This is a genomic window from Halanaerocella petrolearia (assembly GCF_054657875.1).
In genome coordinates, this window is sequence record NZ_BAAHXW010000002.1 from 987,317 (window position 1) to 1,006,607 (window position 19,291).

General features: G+C 32.3%; 16 protein-coding genes. 15 read left to right on the forward strand and 1 reads right to left on the reverse strand.

Features of this window, described 5'->3' with window-relative positions; genetic code table 11:
• Positions 1-132 carry a hypothetical protein gene (locus ACYQ39_RS12320; RefSeq protein ID WP_459843554.1) on the reverse strand — a complete coding sequence of 44 codons (132 nt, stop codon included), beginning with the start codon at positions 130-132 and terminating at the stop codon, positions 1-3.
• Positions 133-807: 675 nt separating this feature from the next.
• On the opposite strand from ACYQ39_RS12320, the gene cobU reads away from it, so the two are divergent.
• The 15 genes from cobU to ACYQ39_RS12395 all read left to right on the forward strand — a co-directional run bounded on the left by cobU (position 808) and on the right by ACYQ39_RS12395 (position 18,618).
• Complete coding sequence (cobU, locus tag ACYQ39_RS12325) at positions 808-1,401, forward strand: bifunctional adenosylcobinamide kinase/adenosylcobinamide-phosphate guanylyltransferase (RefSeq protein WP_459843557.1); 594 nt, start codon at positions 808-810, stop codon at positions 1,399-1,401.
• Between the two features lie 41 nt (positions 1,402-1,442).
• Positions 1,443-3,251, forward strand: coding sequence for a TonB-dependent receptor plug domain-containing protein (locus ACYQ39_RS12330; protein WP_459843559.1), 1,809 nt, complete (start codon positions 1,443-1,445; stop codon positions 3,249-3,251).
• Between the two features lie 100 nt (positions 3,252-3,351).
• The gene (locus ACYQ39_RS12335; protein ID WP_459843562.1) at positions 3,352-4,428 is read left to right on the forward strand and encodes an energy transducer TonB; all 1,077 of its coding nucleotides are present in this window, start codon (positions 3,352-3,354) and stop codon (positions 4,426-4,428) included.
• 4 nt (positions 4,429-4,432) lie between these two features.
• Positions 4,433-5,050 carry a MotA/TolQ/ExbB proton channel family protein gene (locus tag ACYQ39_RS12340; RefSeq protein ID WP_459843565.1) on the forward strand — a complete coding sequence of 206 codons (618 nt, stop codon included), beginning with the start codon at positions 4,433-4,435 and terminating at the stop codon, positions 5,048-5,050.
• Positions 5,040-5,438 carry an ExbD/TolR family protein gene (locus ACYQ39_RS12345; protein ID WP_459843568.1) on the forward strand — a complete coding sequence of 133 codons (399 nt, stop codon included), beginning with the start codon at positions 5,040-5,042 and terminating at the stop codon, positions 5,436-5,438. The genes ACYQ39_RS12340 and ACYQ39_RS12345 overlap by 11 nt, the downstream gene beginning before the upstream one ends.
• Positions 5,439-5,451: 13 nt before the next feature.
• On the forward strand, positions 5,452-6,981 hold the full coding sequence (locus ACYQ39_RS12350) for a cobyric acid synthase (RefSeq protein WP_459843571.1): 1,530 nt from the start codon (positions 5,452-5,454) through the stop codon (positions 6,979-6,981).
• Between the two features lie 73 nt (positions 6,982-7,054).
• Positions 7,055-8,569 carry a cobyric acid synthase gene (locus ACYQ39_RS12355; protein ID WP_459843574.1) on the forward strand — a complete coding sequence of 505 codons (1,515 nt, stop codon included), beginning with the start codon at positions 7,055-7,057 and terminating at the stop codon, positions 8,567-8,569.
• A gap of 184 nt (positions 8,570-8,753) precedes the next feature.
• Positions 8,754-9,698 carry an adenosylcobinamide-phosphate synthase CbiB gene (cbiB, locus tag ACYQ39_RS12360; protein WP_459843576.1) on the forward strand — a complete coding sequence of 315 codons (945 nt, stop codon included), beginning with the start codon at positions 8,754-8,756 and terminating at the stop codon, positions 9,696-9,698.
• A gap of 150 nt (positions 9,699-9,848) precedes the next feature.
• Positions 9,849-11,219: a cobyrinic acid a,c-diamide synthase CobB gene (locus ACYQ39_RS12365; protein ID WP_459843579.1), complete on the forward strand. Its 1,371-nt coding sequence runs from the start codon at positions 9,849-9,851 to the stop codon at positions 11,217-11,219.
• A 331-nt stretch (positions 11,220-11,550) separates the two neighbouring features.
• Entirely contained in the window at positions 11,551-12,144 is a 594-nt protein-coding gene (locus tag ACYQ39_RS12370) for a cob(I)yrinic acid a,c-diamide adenosyltransferase (protein WP_459843582.1), read from the forward strand.
• Entirely contained in the window at positions 12,144-12,878 is a 735-nt protein-coding gene (gene cobS / locus ACYQ39_RS12375) for an adenosylcobinamide-GDP ribazoletransferase (protein WP_459843584.1), read from the forward strand. The genes ACYQ39_RS12370 and cobS overlap by 1 nt, the downstream gene beginning before the upstream one ends.
• A 156-nt stretch (positions 12,879-13,034) precedes the next feature.
• The gene (locus ACYQ39_RS12380; RefSeq protein WP_459843587.1) at positions 13,035-13,916 is read left to right on the forward strand and encodes a GHMP family kinase ATP-binding protein; all 882 of its coding nucleotides are present in this window, start codon (positions 13,035-13,037) and stop codon (positions 13,914-13,916) included.
• A gap of 4 nt (positions 13,917-13,920) precedes the next feature.
• The gene (gene cobD / locus ACYQ39_RS12385; RefSeq protein ID WP_459843590.1) at positions 13,921-14,991 is read left to right on the forward strand and encodes a threonine-phosphate decarboxylase CobD; all 1,071 of its coding nucleotides are present in this window, start codon (positions 13,921-13,923) and stop codon (positions 14,989-14,991) included.
• Between the two features lie 979 nt (positions 14,992-15,970).
• A complete protein-coding gene (locus tag ACYQ39_RS12390) occupies positions 15,971-16,732 on the forward strand; it encodes a methyltransferase domain-containing protein (RefSeq protein ID WP_459843593.1) in 762 nt (253 codons plus the stop codon).
• Between the two features lie 887 nt (positions 16,733-17,619).
• Positions 17,620-18,618, forward strand: a complete 999-nt coding sequence (locus tag ACYQ39_RS12395; RefSeq protein ID WP_459843594.1) for a S66 family peptidase — start codon at positions 17,620-17,622, stop codon at positions 18,616-18,618.
• Positions 18,619-19,291: the final 673 nt, after the last annotated feature.

Here is a 19,291-nt window from a genome sequence, read left to right on the forward strand (position 1 = left end):
TTATTCTTCTTTAAGGGCCCAGAGTAGAACTTCATCATTCTGTCTATTTTTATTTATTCTAGCTTCAGCCTCTTTAATCATTTTTACTTGTTCAGCAGTTAAGTCAGCAAAATCATATTCTTCAACGGTCAAGGTGACCACCTCCACTTTTTATTATTATGATTGGTGATTTAAGTAGAAATTATGCTATTTGAATGTAACTATATTGATATAAAGCTTCACTTTTAAAAAGTTGAAGTCAAAATTTTAAATCTAAAACATTTTACGAAAAGGCTAAAAAAAGCCTTTTTTCGTGATACTTTTGTCATGATACACCCCAAGGGTAATTCCTCATTTCATTCTGGGCGCAAAAGTATCCAAAAAATCTTGGAGAATTTTAAACTCACTTAGCTCACTAAGTATTTAAATTAAAATTTGAAGTAACAAAATTAGTTTTATTTATCCTAAAAGAATAATTTATAAGTCTCGTTTCGTTCAAACAAAAAATTCTCATAAATTCTTAAATCAATTCAAATAACAGAGATTAATTAAGTAAGAAAAACAAGGCGACCTTTGAATAAAAATGCTAGTTAATATATGAACTAAAAGTATTAGATATAATCTAGTGTTTTTCAACTGTACAAAGCATATCTTGTTTTTCTAAAAAATCTTTTTGTACCTTTTGTATTTTGACAAAAGGTACTCGGAAGAAGGCTGATAAGCCGTTCCGAAATAGCTTTTGAATTAATTTTTTTACTGAAACTTTTTGATAAAAAGTAACGCTTTATATCAAAATTCTATAAGAAGAAAAAGAAAGGAGGGATAGAAATGGGTAAGTTAATTCTAGTATTGGGGGGAGCTAGAAGTGGTAAGAGTAGTTTTGCAGAAGAGATTGTTACTGATTTGGGAGGTTTAGAGGTGACATATATTGCTACTTCTCAAGCTAGGGATCAGGAAATGGAAGAACGGATAAAACAGCATCAAGAAACTCGTCCGCAAGAGTGGGCTACTATTGAAGAAAATAAAGAAGTTAGTCAAGTTATGCAAGGTATAGATACAGGATCAGTAGTTTTATTAGATTGTTTAACAGTTTTAATTTCTAATCTGTTATTACAGGAAGAAGAATTAGCAACAGAGGACTATGACTTTAATGGTCAAGCTAGAGAAGAAGATATCTTATTAGAAGTAGATAATATAATTGGCCAAGTAAAAGAAAGAGATTTAACCTTAGTGATAGTCTCTAATGAAGTAGGCCAAGGTTTAGTACCTCCTTACAAGTTAGGGAGAGTCTATCGAGATATTGTTGGAAGGGCCAACCAATTAGTAGCTGACAAAGCTGATGAAGTTTATGTAACTTATGCTGGTTTGCCAATTAATATTAAAGAGTTATCGCTAAAAACTAAAGAAAAATTATTTAAATAATTGAGTCTAAGTCAATATAATAATTAAAAAAGGTGATTATAATGAAAAAGTTATTGTTAATTTTAGCAATTGTGTCAGTATTGAATCCAATAGTAATAGCTAAAGAATTAGAAACTAGTTTCACTTTAGAAGAAATTGTAGTGACTGCATCTAAGTATTCAGAAAAATCATCAGAAACGGCAGCAAGTGTTGAAGTAATTGATGAAGAGGATATTAAGCAGAAGAATGCTCATAATGTAGCTGATTTATTAAGAGATATCATAGGTGTTCAAATTAATGATCATGGAGGATTAGTTGGTCAGAAGTCAATCAGTATTCGTGGTTCTAAAAGTAGTCAGGTCTTAATTTTAATTGATGGTCAACCAATGAATAGTAGTCAGAATGGTGGAGTTGATTTAGGGCAGTTCAATACTGAGCAGATAGAAAGAATTGAAGTTATGAGAGGTCCTTCTTCTGCTATCTATGGAGCAAATGCATTAGGTGGAGTAGTCAATATTATTACTGATAGTGGTAGTAAGGAGACTGAAACAAGTGTAAAGTTAGGTTATGGCTCTTTTAGTACGCAAAAATATAATTTAAACTATAGTGGTAGTAGAGATAAATTAGATTATAATCTAATTATGTCTAAAAATAAAGCAGATGGATATCGTGACAATAGTGAATTGGATCAGGAATATATTTTTACTAGATTAGATTATAAGTTGAATGATTATTCTGACTTAATTTTATCAGTTAGATATAATGATTCTGAGAAAGGAGTACCAGGTAAAGTTACTTCTCCTACCCCCAATGCTCAGCAGATAGATGAAGATAGTAATATTAATTTGAAATGGAAGAGAAAGACAGAAAAATCTGATTTGAAATTAACTGCTTATCATAATAAACATCAGCAAAGATATGATGATCCAGATGAATTTGGATATGATGGGCCAAGTAAACATGATACTGCAAAAACAGGATTGAATTTTAATCAAACTTTTTATTTAAAAGATCATACTTTAATCTATGGTACAGAGTTAAAACAGAATAAAATTGACAGTAATGAAAATGGTGAACATGAAAATCTGAATAAAGCTTTATTTATTCAGGATGAGTGGCAAGTAACTAAGCCATTAAAGGTTACACTAGGTAGTAGATATGATGACCATGAAGTCTTTGGGGCTGAAGTTTCTCCACGAGCAGGAGTAGTATATAGTATTAATAATAAATTAAATTTACATACTTCTATAGGTAAAGCATATAAAACTCCAACTTTTAATGACCTATATTGGCCAGCAACTACTTATACAGAGGGAAATCCTGATTTAGAATCAGAAACAGCTGTAGCTTATGAAATGGGAAGTAGATACTTAGATAATAAGAATGAATTTAGTTTTAATTATTTTAAAAGAGATGTAGAAGATTTAATTGACTGGTCTCCTGGAAAAGATGGAAAATATAGACCATATAATATTAATTCAGCTAAAATTAAAGGAATTGAATTGAATTTTACTAGACAATTGATTAAAAGCATATCTACTAGTTTAAATTACACTTATTTGGATGCTAGAAATACTATAAGTAAGGAAAGATTAGATAATAAACCTTATCATACAGCTAATTTTGATATTGTTTATGATAATCAAGAAATTAGTACTATATTAAATGGGAGATTAATAGATGGTCGTCCAGATAATCTGCCAGCTTATTTTGTAATGGATGCTAAAGCTAGCAAAAACATTACTATTAATAATCAAGAATTGAAAGTAGAACTAGAAGTGAATAATTTATTAAATCGAGAATATCAAGTTAAAGCTGGATACCCAATGCCAGAAAGAAACTATATGTTAGAGGTGACTAAGAAGTTTTAATTAAAGACTTATAGTAATAAGTGACGGGTAGCAAGTAGAAGTTTAATACTTGTTATTCGTCATTAATATACCAGTTTGATAGTTGATGAGGTGGTGAATAATGAAAAGAATTTCACCTTTAGGAATTGCTTTTGTTATAGCTATAGGAGTTCATGTAGCTTTATTTAATTTTATTCCAGAGTCTATAGAAACTAAAATCTTAACTGAGAAGAAAGATCAGACTGTAGAACGAGTAAATTTTCATTTATCTGAAACTGCTCAAGCAAGTAATTTACTAGAAGCAAAGAATAATCCAAAACAAGTTGATAGAGAAGACAGAGAAAAGTCAAACCAGCAGCAGAAGAAAGAAACTAGTAAAATAGCAAGGAATAATAAGGGTAATCAATTGCAGGTTGAATCTAAAAAGAAGAAATTGGAGGAGACAAAAACTCAGCAAAAGCTTGCCCAAACAATAGAAGATAAAGTTAGAAAAGGACAGGATAAATCTAATCAAAATGTGACTAGAAGAAAAGAGACTGAAACAAAGCAGAAGAAAATTAAAGATAAAGAGAAAGAATTTAAGCAGAAAAAGCAGCCTAATAAACAATTAACTAAAGAAAAAGAAGATCAACTAGAAGAAATTAAGCAAGAAGAAGTGGCTACTGAGAATCAAAAAAATAAAGATAATCAATATAAATCTAATCAAAATTTAGCTAACAAAAAAGAGGCTGAAATAGAGGAGAAGAAAGTTAAAGATAGAGAAGAATTCAAACAGAAAAAGGAGACTAGTAAACAATCAACTGAGGAAAAAGAGGATCAGCTAGAAGAGATTAAGAAAGAAGCAACTACTAAGCAACAAGAAAAGCTGACTAAAAAAGAGACTACTAGAAAAAGAGTAGATTTAACTACTGGAAGAGAAGAAGGGATTACGCCACCATCAGTAGTTGATTATCAATCGCCATCTTATCCAGTTAGATTAAGAGATAGAGAGGTTGAAGGAAGAGTAATTTTAAAGGTATTAATAAATTATCAAGGCCGAGTTATAAAAATAAAGACAGCTAAATCATCTGGTTATAAAAAGTTTGACATAGCAGCTCAGCAAGCAGTCAAAGAGTGGTCGTTTAATCCAGCCCAGGAAAAAGATGAGAAATTAGGAGCTTGGATATTAGTTCCTATTAGATTTAGATTAAGGAGTTGATTAGATGAAATATTTATTAGCTCAAGGTGGAGCCATAATTTATCCCTTATTAGTATCATCTTTAGTCTCATTAACAGTTATTATTGAAAGAAGCTATCAGTTCTTTAGGATTTCTACAACATTGTCTGATAGTCTAATGGAACAGATTAAAGAACAGATCAAAGAAGGAAAGATTAGTCAAGCAGTTCAATTATGTGAACAAGAAGAAGGGCCAACTGCTAAGATCCTAAAAGAAGGAATTAATAATTATGATAAAGAGACTAAAAGAGTAAAGAAAAGAATGGAGGAGGTTAAGTTGGCTGAATTTCCTAAGTTAGAGAAATATTTAGGTGTTTTAAACTTTTTAGGTAAGATAACACCTTCTTTAGGATTATTAGGAACAGTAACAGGAATGATTAAAACCTTTCATATCTTGTCTTTAAATGGAGCACCTCAGCAGTTAGCAGGAGGTATCTCTGAAGCCTTAATTACTACTGCTGCTGGTTTAGCTATTTCGATTCCTACTTTAGCGGCCTATCATTATTTTATTAATAAATTACAACAGATGGTAACGCATACTGAAAAACGAGAAGTGGAATTGATTAATTATATTAGTGAAGTAGGTGCTGAAGATGGGTTATAAGATTGATAAGCCAGATCCAGCTATAAATTTAGCTCCAATGATTGATGTGGTCTTTTTATTATTAATCTTTTTTATAGTAACTTCTACTTTGAATATTAGAGAAGTTAAAAAAGAGATTCAACTTCCTAGTACAGAAACTGTACAGCAGAAAGAAAAGACTAAGTTAAGTATTTCTCTGACTCAAAAAGGACAAGTATATGTTAAAGATAAGAGAGTTGCTTGGACAGATATAAAAAGGCATTTAACTGAAGAGTTAAAGAAGAATTCACAGAATCAGATTACTATTTTTGCTGATAAAAAAGTATCATTTGAACAGGTAGTAAAGTTAATGGATATTGCTAAGGAATTACAAATTAATAACTTGAGTTTTGCTTTATATAAAGAATAGTAAGGAGATAAAGATGACTAAAGGAATAATGGTTCAGGGAACAGCTTCTAATGTAGGTAAGAGCATTCTAGTTACTGGCCTATGTCGAATGTTGGCTCAAGATGGATATCAAGTAGCTCCTTTTAAAGCTTGGAATATGGCTTTAAACTCCTATGTTACACCCAGTGGAGGAGAGATTGGTCGAGCCCAAGCTGTTCAAGCTGATGCAACAGGAATAAATGCTACAGTTAAGATGCAGCCATTATTAGTTAAGCCAAAAGGAAAAGGCCAATCCCAAGTAATAGTTAAAGGTAAGCCTTATGGTGATTTTGGGCTAGAGAGAAAGAGTCGAGAGTATATTAATTGGGCTTTAGAGGTGATAGATGATTCACTGCAGGAGTTGGCCCGAGAATATGAAGTGGTTGTGTTAGAAGGGGCAGGTAGTCCAGCAGAAATAAATATTAAAGATCAAGATTTAGCTAATATGAAGGTAGCTAAATTAAATCAGACTCCTGTATTATTGGTAGCAGATATTGACCGTGGAGGTGCATTGGCTTCAGTAGTAGGTACTTTGAAATTGTTAGAACCAGCCGAAAGAGAGCTAGTGCAAGGAATTATATTAAATAAGTTTAGAGGTGACTTTGATTTATTAAAACCAGGTATTGAGATATTAGAGGAGAAGACAGGAAAACCAGTAGTAGGAGTCATACCTTACTTAAAAGATTTTAGATTACCTGATGAGGATGCTGTTTCTTTAGCTGATTTTACTAAACAAGAAACTGAAATTAAAATAGGAGTTATTAAGTTACCTCATATCTCTAATTTTACTGATTTTGATGTGTTGGCTTTAGAACCAAAAGTAGAAGTCAATTATTTAGCTGCAGATAATCAATTATCTAATTATGATGCAGTAATTATTCCTGGAACTAAGAATACAACTGCTGATTTGGAATATTTACAGGAAACAGGTCTGGCTAAAGAAGTAATTAGATTAGCAGAGAATGGCGGATCAATTATTGGTATCTGTGGTGGGTATCAGATGTTAGGTAATAAGTTGTTGGATTCTGAATTGACTGAAGGGCATAAAAGAGTTAGTAAAGGACTAGGGTTATTAGATATAGAAACAGAGTTTAGTCCAGATAAGTCAACTTATCAAGTTAGAGCTGAGATAGAAAGTAAGCAAAGTTTCTTTTTTAATCTAGCGGGCCAACAAGTAACAGGTTATGAGATTCATATGGGCCAAACTAGCCTAGGAGAACAAGCAGAATCTATTTTTAAGATCAATTATCGGTCTGATCAAGAGGTAGAGCTAGATGATGGAGCCTGTAATAAAGAAGGAACAGTCTGGGGTACATATTTACATGGTATTTTTGATAATGATCAGTTTAGAAGAGAATTTATCAACAGTTTACGAAGGAAAAAAGGATTAGCTAAATTAGATGAGGATTATTCTTCTAGCAGACAAGAGCTAGAGAAGAATTATGATCGTTTAGCTGAAGTAGTACGAGAAAATCTTGATCTAGAGTTATTTTATGAAATATTAGCAGATGGAGTAATGAGTTAAGTTTGAGACTGAGGCTGAGTTTAAGTCAAATCTTAAGCTTAAACTGAAATTTGTTCTATAGGATGGTGAGAAAGTGGGAAAGAAGATAATGTTTCAGGGGACTGCTTCAGATGTAGGAAAAAGTATCTTGACAGCTGCTGTAAGTAGGATTTTAACTCAAGCTGGATATGATGTAGCTCCTTTTAAATCACAAAATATGGCTCTGAATTCATATGTGACTAACAGAGGTGGAGAAATTGGTCGGGCTCAAGCTGTCCAAGCTGAAGCTGCTAAAGTAGAGGCAACAATAGATATGAATCCAATCTTACTAAAGCCTAAAGAAGATACTACTTCACAAGTAATTATTCATGGTCAGGTTAAAAGAAATATGACTGCCAAAGAGTATTTTAGTAAGCAACAAGTTGGTTTACAAGCAGTTAAAGAGTCTTTAGCTAGATTAGAGAATGAGTATCAAGCAGTTGTTTTAGAGGGGGCAGGTAGTCCAGCTGAAGTAAATCTACGAGACTATGACTTAGTCAATATGAGAATAGCTAAGTTGGCCCAAGCACCTGTTATTCTAGTAGCTGATATTGATCGAGGCGGCGTCTTTGCTAGTATTATTGGAACTTTAGAACTACTTAATAAAGAAGAAAGAGATCGAATTAAAGGGATTATTATTAATAAGTTTCGTGGGGATATAGAGCGGTTACAACCAGGGATAGATTATATTGAAGAGGAGACAGACATTCCTATTTTAGGGGTGGTACCTTATATAACTGATTGTAAAGTCCCAGAAGAGGATTCTCTACCAAGCTATAAGCAAGGAAGTCAAGATTATCAGTTAGATATTGTTGTGATTAAGTTGCCTCATATTTCAAACTTTACTGATTTTGATGCTTTAGCACAGGAGGTAGAGACTAGAGTAAGGTATGTAGATCCTAAAGAAGTATTAGGAAGTCCAGATTTAATTATCTTACCAGGAAGTAAGAATACAATTGAAGATTTAGAATACTTATATCAGACTGGTTGTGCTGAAAAGATTATTGAACAAGTAGAAACTGAAGTACCTGTTGTAGGAATTTGTGGTGGTTATCAGATGTTAGGTAATATTATTCATGATCCATCTGGAATAGAAACAGATCAAGGAGAGATTGAAGGGTTAGGTCTATTAGATATAGAGACTACTTTACTAACAGATAAGGTTACTAATCAAGTAGCAGCTAGAGTTAAAGAGAATAATCTATTTGAATTTCAGCAAGAAATTTTAACAGGTTATGAAATACATGTTGGAGAGACTGAACTAGGGCCAACTGCCAAGCCACTATTTGAGATTAACAAACGTTTAGGAAGAGAAGTTGAGATTTTAGATGGTGCCTATAGTCAATCATGTCTAGCCTGGGGGACATACATCCATGGTCTATTTGATAATGATCGATTTAGAAGAAACTTTATCAATCAGTTAAGAGCCCAAAAAGGGTTATCTCCAGTAGCTAAGAATACTCTTTCAGTCAAGCAGGAGAGAGAAAGAGCTTATAACCAACTGGCAGATGTAGTTAGAGATAGTCTGGATCTGGAATTGTTGTATCAGATTATGAGCTGTGAGTCATGAGTTATGGGTTATGAGTTGTGAGCTAATTCAAATTCAAAAGCTATTTAAACAATAGAACTGTTCATAAAAGGTAAAAAATAATTTTAATAGTAACGGTAATCTCAAAATTATAATTGGTTTGATTTTAATTGTCAATTATCAATTGTCCATTGTGAATTGAACTTTATAAGAGGTGAAAAATAGAATGGATAGATATCTATTACTGCTAGCAATAGTAGTTGATTTAATAATTGGTGATCCTAGGTGGTATCCTCATCCAGTAGTAGTCATTGGTAAAGGAATTGAATGGTTAGAGGGAATTTTAAGGAAGTTATTTAATAAAGAATTAGAAAAAATAGCTGGAATTCTATTATCTGTAGTTATAATTATAAGTACTTATTTAATTACTCACAAGTTAATTGATCTGGCTTATTATATTAATTATTATTTAGGATTGGTAAGTCAGGTCTGGATCTTGGCTACTACAATGGCAATCAAGGGGTTGGCCCAGGCTGGAAACTCAATCTATCAACCATTAATAGAAGGTAATTTAGAATCAGCCAGAAGAAGACTAGATTGGATTGTAGGGCGAGATACAGATAAGTTAACTAGAGAAGAAGTTACTAGAGGAATTATAGAGACAGTAGCTGAAAATACTAGTGATGGAATAATTGCTCCTCTCTTTTATGGAATCATTGGTGGAGCCCCGTTAGCAATGACTTATAAAGCAGTCAATACTCTTGATTCTATGTTAGGATATAAAAATAAAGAGTATCAATACTTTGGTTGGGCTGCAGCTAGAATTGATGATTTAGCTAACTGGATTCCAGCTCGAATAACAGGATTATTATTTGTAATTACTTCTTTATTTACAGGTGCTAACTGGAAAGGTGCTATAAAGATTATGATGAGAGATGCTAGTAAGCATCCTAGTCCTAATGCTGGCTTTCCTGAGGCAGCAGTTGCTGGGGCTTTGGGTATACGCTTAGGTGGAGTTAATTATTATCAAGGCAGAGAGAGTTTTCGGGCTTATTTAGGTGATGCGAAGGTTGAATTTCATCCCCAGCAGATTAGAGAGACGATACGACTAATGTACTGGGATGTTGGAGCTTTTATCGTATGTTACTATTTTGTACTAATGATAGTTTAATTGTGTTGTGAGTCGTGTGCTTTGAGCTGTGAGCAAATTCAAAGTCAAAAGCATAAATCTTAGATAAAGGTTTTGGTTTTAAACTTGATGATTTTGACTTAGCAGACAGCACATGACACATAGCAGACAACTAAAATGGGAGGTAATAATATGAATTCTCGTATAGTAATTGCTGGAACAGAAAGTGGAGTAGGAAAAACTACATTAACAATTGGACTAATGGCTGCTCTAGATAGGCAAGGCTATAATGTGCAGCCTTATAAAGTTGGCCCGGATTATATAGATCCAGGTTTTCATACCTTAGTAACAGGTAATCAATCACGTAATTTGGATAGTTTCTTCTTAGGAGAAGAAGGAGTCAAAGAATTATTTCTGAATGCAGTAGAAGAGAGTGATATTTCAATTATTGAAGGAGTTATGGGTTTATTTGATGGCAAAAAAGGTAAAGAGGGAGCAGGAAGTACAGCCCATATAGCTAAGACTTTACAGACACCAGTAGTTTTGGTGATGGATGTTAAGAAGATGGCTAGAAGTGCTGCTGCTGTAGCCTATGGTTACAAAAATTTTGATTCTGATTTAAATATAGCTGGAGTAATTCTTAATAATGTAGGTAGTAAAAGGCACCATAAAATGATAAAGAAACCATTAGAAGAAGAAGTTGGAGTCAAAGTATTAGGTTATTTACCTTATCAGAAAGATTTAGAGTTACCTGAACGCCATTTAGGCTTGGTGCCAACTGCTGAAAGTAAAGAATTAAAAGATTTTGTGGATCAATTAGTAGATTTAATAGAAGAGTATATTGACCTAGAGCAATTAATCTCTCTATCTCAAAGAGAATCTACAGTTGAGGTTACAGAGAAGAGAATTTTTACTTCTTCTAAAGACTATGGTCTAACTTTAGGTGTAGCTTATGATCAGGCTTTTAATTTTTATTATCAAGATAATCTTGATTTATTAGCTAGTAGAGGAGTTGACTTAAAGTACTTTAGTCTATTAGAAGATAATAAACTGCCTAAGGTTGATGGTCTTTATATTGGAGGTGGTTTTCCAGAGAGTTTTTTAGAAGAGTTGGCTAATAATAAAAGTATGAAACAAGATGTTTATCAGCAGATTAGAGATGGTCTACCTACCTATGCTGAATGTGGAGGTTTAATGTATTTAACTGAAGAAATTATAGATAGTGAAGATAAAAGTTTTTCTATGGTAGGGGTAGTTCCAGGCCAAATTAAGATGACAGATAGTTTACAGGCTATGGGTTATGTAGAGGCTAAAGCAATTGAAGATAATATTCTATTGAAACAAGGAGAGAAAATTAAAGGACATGAGTTTCATTATTCTAAGTTAATTAACCTAACAGATAATAATAAGCAAGCCTATCAACTCTATGGTGGACGAGGTGAAGAAGGAAGATTTGAGGGGATTGTCCAAGATAAATTACTGGCTAGTTATCTGCATATTCATTTTGGGAGTAACCCTAGTTTGGTTACTAATTTTTTGGATTACTGTCAGAATTATAGGTAACTTAGAAGTAAAATATTATTGATATAGTGTGTCACTTTTAGTGACACAGTTGTGAGCTATCTGCAAATGGTTTCTATTACGAAAGGTCTTGATTTCTAGACCTGAAGGATGTGCTATCAGCAGATTTTTACGGAGAGTCCGTAGGACTCATAGGAATTCAAAAACTAAATCCTTACAATACCTATATTTTAAGAGGTTGACATGTGTTATGGTTTGAATTTGATTTAGCTCATAGCACACAGCAGACAACAGATAGCTGTGGCACAAAGTGCCACTTTGTATCAATTAAGTTACATAATAAAGTTGAATAACAAGATAAGGAGGAGTAATGATGAAAGATAAATTAAGTCAAGGTTTAGTTCAAGTCTATACTGGCAAAGGTAAAGGTAAGACTACTGCTGCTTTAGGACTAGGATTAAGAGCAGTTGGACATGGATTTCAAGTAGAGATGATTCAGTATTTAAAGGGAAGTAGTTATACAGGGGAACTATTTTCTATAGAAAGATTACCTAACTTTGATATTAAACAGTTTGGGAAAAGTTGTTCTTATGCAGCAGGAATTAAAGAAGGGCTAATGGATTGTCAAGGTTGTGGAGACTGTTTTGTCAGTCAAGATGAAGATAAAAAGACTCACCAACAATTTGTTGACTGGGCTTATGAGTATACAACTAAAGTATTAAAAGAATCTAGAGCAGATATTGTCATTTTAGATGAGATTAATAATGCTTTACGATATGATCTACTGACAGTTGATCAGGTATTAGATGTAATTGATTTAAAAGGAGAAGAGACAGAGCTAATCTTAACTGGTCGAGGAATGCCAGAAGAGATTTTAGATAGGGCTGATTTAGTATCTGAGATCAAAGCTAAGAAACATCCTTATCAAGAGCAGGGAATTAAGAGTAGACGAGGAATCGAATACTAATGAATCAGTTTTTATTGGCTCTGCAGTTTATTACTCGAATTCCAGTTAAGCATGAGTTGAATTATGATGAACAAGCAATCGGGGCTTCAATGGCCTACTATCCTGTAATTGGAACCTTGTTAGGGGCAATTTTAGTGGCAATTAATCAGTTGGGGGCAGTATATTTTCCTCCATTAGTAAGGAATGCTTTCTTGATAATAGGAATGGTAGTTTTAACTGGTGGACTACATCTAGATGGCTTAATGGATACTTGTGATGGTATCTTTAGTGGACGAGATAAGGAAAGAATATTAGACATAATGAGAGATAGTAGAGTAGGTGCTTTTGGAGTGATTGGGTTGGTATTATTATTGTTATTGAAATTTAGTTTATTAATAGAAAGTCCAACTCGATATAAGGGACTAATTTTATTATATACTCTTACTATTAGTCGCTGGGCTATGGTTTATGTAGCTTTTCTGTATCCCTATCCTCGCCAAGAAGGATTAGGTAAAGTCTACCAGGAACATTTAGAACTGAGACATTTCTTACTAGCTACTAGTTGGACATTATTGGTAGGAGTTTTCTTATTTAGGATACATGGAATCTTGATTTTATTAGCTAGTTGGTTAGCTACAATAGTGCTGTCCAGAATAATTATGGTTAAAATTGATGGTCTGACAGGAGATAATTATGGGGCTGTGAATGAAGTAATAGAGGTAGTTTCATTGTTAGTGATGGTAGTTACTTTATAGTGAAAAAGCTACGCTTTAGCTCAAATTTACAATTGAGAATTGACAATTAAAACTCTTTTAAAGTATTGATATATAAATAATTATAGAGATTTTGAATTTGATCTTGATTTGAATTGTAAACTGTCAATTATCAATTGCTCTAGGGGAGTATAGAAGATGACAGAAAAAGTAACAGTTAAAGTGCCTGGAACTTGTGGAGAACTGATGCAAGGAATGATTGATGGAGTTAATCTTCAGATTAGTTGTCCTATTGATCTATATAGTTATGTAACAGTTAAAAGAGATAGTTCTTTATCTAATATTGAAATTAATAAAGAAGCAGCCAAAACAGTACTTGCTATTGAAAAAACATTAGAATATTTTAATAGTCAAAATCTTGGTCTACAAGTTAGTTTGAATTCTGAATTATTAGCAGGGAAGGGGATGGCTAGTAGTACGGCAGATATTGTAGCTGGTATTATTGCTACAATGATAGTTTTAGGAGAAGAAGTGAATATTGGATTAGTTACAGAGATAGCTATATCTATTGAACCGACGGATGCTTGTTTTCTATCAGAAATAGTAGCTTTTAACCATTTACAAGGTCAATATCTAGCAAACTTAGGTCAGATAGAAACTCTTCCTATTTTAGTCTTTGATCTTGGGGGAGAGATAGATACAATTAAATTCAATGCTAGAGAAAATTTAACTAAATTAAAGTTAGAGAAAGAAAAGAAAGTAAGAAAGGCTTATCAATTGATTTCTAGAGGAATCAAAACAGAAGATATGAACTTAGTTGGACAGGGGACTACTATAAGTAGTTTAGCCAATCAATCTATTTTACATAAGGCTCAATTAGAAAGCTTAATTAAGTTAGCCAAGCAAGAAGAAGAGATGTTAGGAGTTAATATAGCACATAGTGGTACTTTAGTAGGAGTTATATTGGATTCAGAAGAAAAATTAAATTTGATTTTGAATAGAATTAAAGAACAAGTACCTAGTTTGAAACATATTACTAATGCTAGGATAATTAATGGTGGTTATCAGATAATGAGGTGATAGTTTGCAACAAGATCATGGAGGAAATATTAGAGCAGCAGTTAAAGAGTATAATTTAGATCCGACTGAGATAATTGATTTTAGTGCTAATATAAATTTCTTGGGACCTCCTAAATCGGTAACTAAGATAATTGAGAACAATTTAGCAGGAATAAAGGATTATCCTGATCCAGAATGTAGTCAACTAAAGTCAGTAATAGCTGAACAAGAGGCTGTAGAAGAAGATAACTTATTAGTTGGTAATGGAGCAGTAGAGTTAATTTATTTATTAGCTAAAGTATTACAGTCGACAGAAGCTCTAGTGTTGGCCCCTACTTTTTCAGAGTACAGACTGGCAGTAGAGAGTATAGGAGGCAGAGTAGAAGAGTTTCAGATAGAGAGAGAAGAAGATTTTACTATCAATCTAGATGACTTACTGCCTAAGCTAGAGGAAGTCGATATCTTCTTTTTATGTAATCCCAATAATCCTACTGGAAAGTTTCTAACGAGAGAAGAGGTCATTGAGATAATTAATTATGCTGCTAGTCAAGATACTTTTCTGGTAGTAGATGAAGCCTTTGTTGACTTTCTAGAAGAAGATATAACAGTAATTGACTTAGTCAATCAGTATGATAACTTATTTGTATTACGTTCTTTGACTAAATTCTTTGCTATTCCTGGTTTACGATTAGGTTATGGAGTAGCTAATAAGAAATTGATTAAACAATTAGAAGCTGGTAAAGATCCATGGAATGTTAATTATTTTGCTCAGTTTGCAGGTAGGGTAGCACTTAATGATAAGGAATATATTGCAAAAACTAAGAAAGCTATCTTTCGAGAGAAAGAATTTTTATATCAGAAATTGACTGATTTTTCTCCATTTAAAGTTTATTATCCACATGCTAATTATATTTTTATTGATTTAAGAAAGAGTAATTTGACTTCTAGTAGGTTGGAGGAGAAGTTGGCCCGGCAAGGTATTTTGATTCGTAATTGTAATACTTATTCTGGCCTAGGAGAAGATTTTATTCGGGTAGCAGTTAAGAGTAGAGAAGATAATCTACGATTAATTAATAAATTACAAGAGTGCAAATAAAAAATCAATTATTTTTAACAGTTTAAATGCCCTTGCTGCTATCTATGTAAGGGTATTTTTCTTTTTTTATTTTAGCTAATGTTAATTATTGTAGGAAGTGAATTTAGATGGGAAAGAATTGAAAAGTAGATATTTTCATTTAAAGTAAATTTGATGCTAATCAGACAAGGAAAATTAGTATTTTCGGTGAATAAATGGAAATGGTGTATTGTTTAATTTATTTCAAATAGATATAATGTCGTTAAGATCATGGTAGAAAGGATATTTACGAATGTCGTTAATAATAAGTTATGTGACATACCTGACTAATTATAGAGGTTTTAAAAGCCTAATATTATTTTTTTATAAACCAAATGGAAGTATTGATCATATTAGGAATAGATTGATTGAGGTTGACGAGGATTGAAGTTAATATCAAATTTGAGAGTAGTAGCAAGGGATAACTTATATAATTAACAGACTATAGTATTAGAATATAGATTTAAATTAGATAGCAGCTGCTGTCTAAGTAATTGGGAGCAGAGATAAATTGAACTAAGTTTGAAATTAGGTACTTTTGGAGTAATTATTGAGGTGAGCAGAAGTATAACAAGAAGAAGTTGCAGAGGGGTTTAAGGAATTAATCAATCCTTTTTTTAAAATTTTTTTAGTAAGGATAATAAGAGTAACTTTTACTAAATAGTAGAGAGTTTATATGAAATGTGAGAGAAAAGAGTAATCTATGTGCTTTTAAAAACTGAAAGGGTTGTTGAGGAAAATGAAAATACAGTAGTTTTTAAAGTAATAGTAGAGCAAGCTGATGTCAGGTACGGTCACATAACATAGGCTTATAGACATCAATGAAATTGTGGAGCAGAAAGAAGTGTTGATTTATGAAATTCAGAGTATAGAAAAATAATTGCAGGTACATTAATGGACGTCTTGAAGCCTAGGGACGTTATCTGGAATGTGGCTAAATAAATTAGGGGAGTGATTAAAGATGGCACAAGAAAATTTTTATACTGAAGTATATCCGGATATTATTGAGCAATGGAAATTTTATTTAGAATTATTAGAGTTAAAAAAGGGAGATAAAGTTTTGGATATCGGATGTAATAGAGGAGATACAGAAATTTTTATGATAAATAGCAATTCACAAATAGAAAAAGTGATAGGGATAGATATAGATGAAAATAAATTAAAGGATGCAAGAAAGAAATTGGAAACAAAATTTCATAAAGAAAAGATTGAATTTCAAAAAATGGATGCATGTAATTTAGAATTTGAAGATGGGACTTTTGATAAAATTATATGTGCTGAAACGATAGAATGGGTTGATAATCCTAAAAAGGTAATAGAAGAAATAAAAAGAGTATTAAAACCCAACGGAATAGGAATAGTACAGCATACAGATTTTGATAGCCAGATTTTCACAACTAATCAATTGAATTTAACAAGAAAAATTATTAATAAATTTACTGATAGTGGTCCAAATGGTACAATAGGCAGAAAACTATTAGGTTTATGTAAAAAAGCTAATTTTAAAGAAATAACCCCTCTAGTTTATACAGTAATTAATGAAAACTTTGAGAAAAATTATTATTCTTATCAAATTGCTCATATGATGAAAGATTGGCTAGTTAATGGAGATGAAATTGAGGAAGAAAAGTTGAATAACTGGTTAAATGATTTAAAAGAAATAGATGAAAAAAATGATTTCTTCTACTCAATAAATAGAAATCTTGTAATTTGTAAAAAATAAAGTATAAGCGAATCCTAAAATGAATTTTCATGAAGATTTTGAGATATCATGAATATGTTGGGAAAACCCCGCCACACTTCAGATAACATCACGTTAGCGACATCCCAATTTAGATGTATAAAGAGGGTTGGGCTGACTTACGTTAGATTTATGGGTTTATATAAGATTAGGAGCATTAGTGGGGACGTCGCGAATCTGCGGGACGTTATGTGACATAGCTAACTAACTGCAGTGGTTTTAAAAGCCCAATTAATATTATTTTTTACAAGCAAATGGAAGTATCATTCATATAAGGAATAGATTAAATAAGATTGACGAGGATTGAAAAAGGATTAAAATTAGGAAGTTGGCAAAGGATTACTAATATAAGTAGTTAACCATAATATTAGAGTATGAATTTGTTTAGGTAATAGTTACTGTTTAAGTATTTAGGAGCAGAGAAGAATTTAGCTAAGTTTAAAATTAGCTACTTTTGGAATGGTTTCAGAGATAGATAGAAGTCTAACAAGGAGAAGTTGCAGGGGGAATTAGGGAATTAATCAATCCTCTTTTTTAAATTTTTATAGCTAGGATAATAAAAGCAACTTTTATTAAATAGTAGAGAATTTATATGAAATTTGAGAGAAAAGAGTAATTTGTGTGCTTTTAAAAACTGAAAGGTTACAGAGGTAAAAAAGTAGAGTGGATTTTGAGATATTATAGAGCAAAATGATGTTAGCTACGGTCACATAACATAGGCTTATAGACATCAATGGAATTGCGGAGCAGAAAGAAGTGCTGACTTATGAAATTTAGGGTGAAAGAAATAATTGCAGGTGCATTAGCAGACGTCGCGAATCTCAGGGACGTTAGGTGAAATGCTACTTTGCTTGAAAGGAGAGGTTATCATGAACTTAAAGAAATTAAAAAAGGGAGATACAATAGGTTTTTATTCTCCTTCTTCACCAGCAACTAATACTGCTCCAAAAAGATTTCAAAGAGCTAAAGAATATCTTAAAAAGAAAGGTTTTAATTTATTAGCTGGTAGATTGACTGGTAAAAGAGATTTTTATAGATCAGGTAATATAAAAGACCGAGCAAAAGAATTGAATGAATTAATTAGAAATCCTGAAATTAAATGTATTATGTCAGTAATTGGGGGAACAAATTCTAATTCAATATTACCGTATATTGATTACGAAGCATTTAAGAAAAATCCTAAGATTATGATAGGTTATTCAGATGTAACTGCTATTTTATTAGCTATATATGCTAAAACTGGGATAAAGACTTTTTATGGGCCAGCTTTAATTCCTTCATTTGGAGAATTTCCTCCTTTTGTTCATGAAACATATAATTATTTTAGTGATATTTTAATAGAAGAACAAAGTTTTCCTTATATTTATGAACAACCAAAGTGCTGGACAGATGAACATATAAATTGGGAAGAGAAAGAAAGGGAAAAAGTTAAAAATAAAAATGAGTGGATAACGGTTAATAAAGGTAAAGTAGTTGGAAGAGTAATTGGTGGAAATTTAAATGCTATGACTGGTATTTGGAACAGTCAATATATGCCTAAAATAAAAAAAGGGGATATTTTATTCATTGAAGATACTATGAAAACAGCATCACATATGGAAAAATTATTTTTATTACTTAGAGTAAGTGGTGTATTTGATAAAATATCTGGAATTGTTTTAGGTAAACATGAGTTATTTGATGACCAAGGAACTGACAGAGAACCTTATGAGATATTAGAAGAAGTTTTAAGACAAAAAGACATACCATTTTTAGCTAAATTTGATTGTTGTCATACTCATCCAATGTTTACTTTACCTATTGGTTCAAAAATTGAATTAGATGTTACTAACAAAAAAGTTAGTATATTAGATAGTCCGATGGGATAGCACTTCACCTAACAGCGGATTAGCTACATCCCAGTCATGAGCATGAATGATGGCTGGGACTGAATTATGTTAGATTTACAGGTGTTAAATCGAGGTTAGGAGTATTAAAGGGGACGTCGTGAAACCCAGGGACGTTATATGAAAGTACGACCAGTCTTTGAAGTAATAGGGGTAAGCTATATCTTAGGCTGTCTAGGTTGAAAAACTTTTGGACTACCTATTCTATTTGAGGTAACCCTATCTATCGGTGCATCATTGGTAACGATTTTGTTCTAAGCGATAGTGAAAATGTGAAATAAACTGTTAGCCTTAAAGCAGGTGATTGCTAGGGAAAATATATTGTTACGATTAACATATGTGAACTATTGAAAGCTCCGTCAAACGTAAATAGTGAAACTAGGCTGATACACTATAACCAAAAGGTTTAAGTAAGTTTTCGTATTGCTTAACAAGTAGACTAATATCTTCGGAGTAAAGATAGAATCTAAAACAATATGAAGTGGCTAGGATATAGAATGGGGAAACCCCAATGGATTCCTGAAAATTCAGGTAGGTCATTAAGTTTAACGATACAATATCCAATGGGTATGGGAGATTGGAAAAAGCGAATGCCATTGAATAACAAGAATGGATAGGGGTTCAAAATTTGCCCTATTCGGAAAGGAAGCTGACT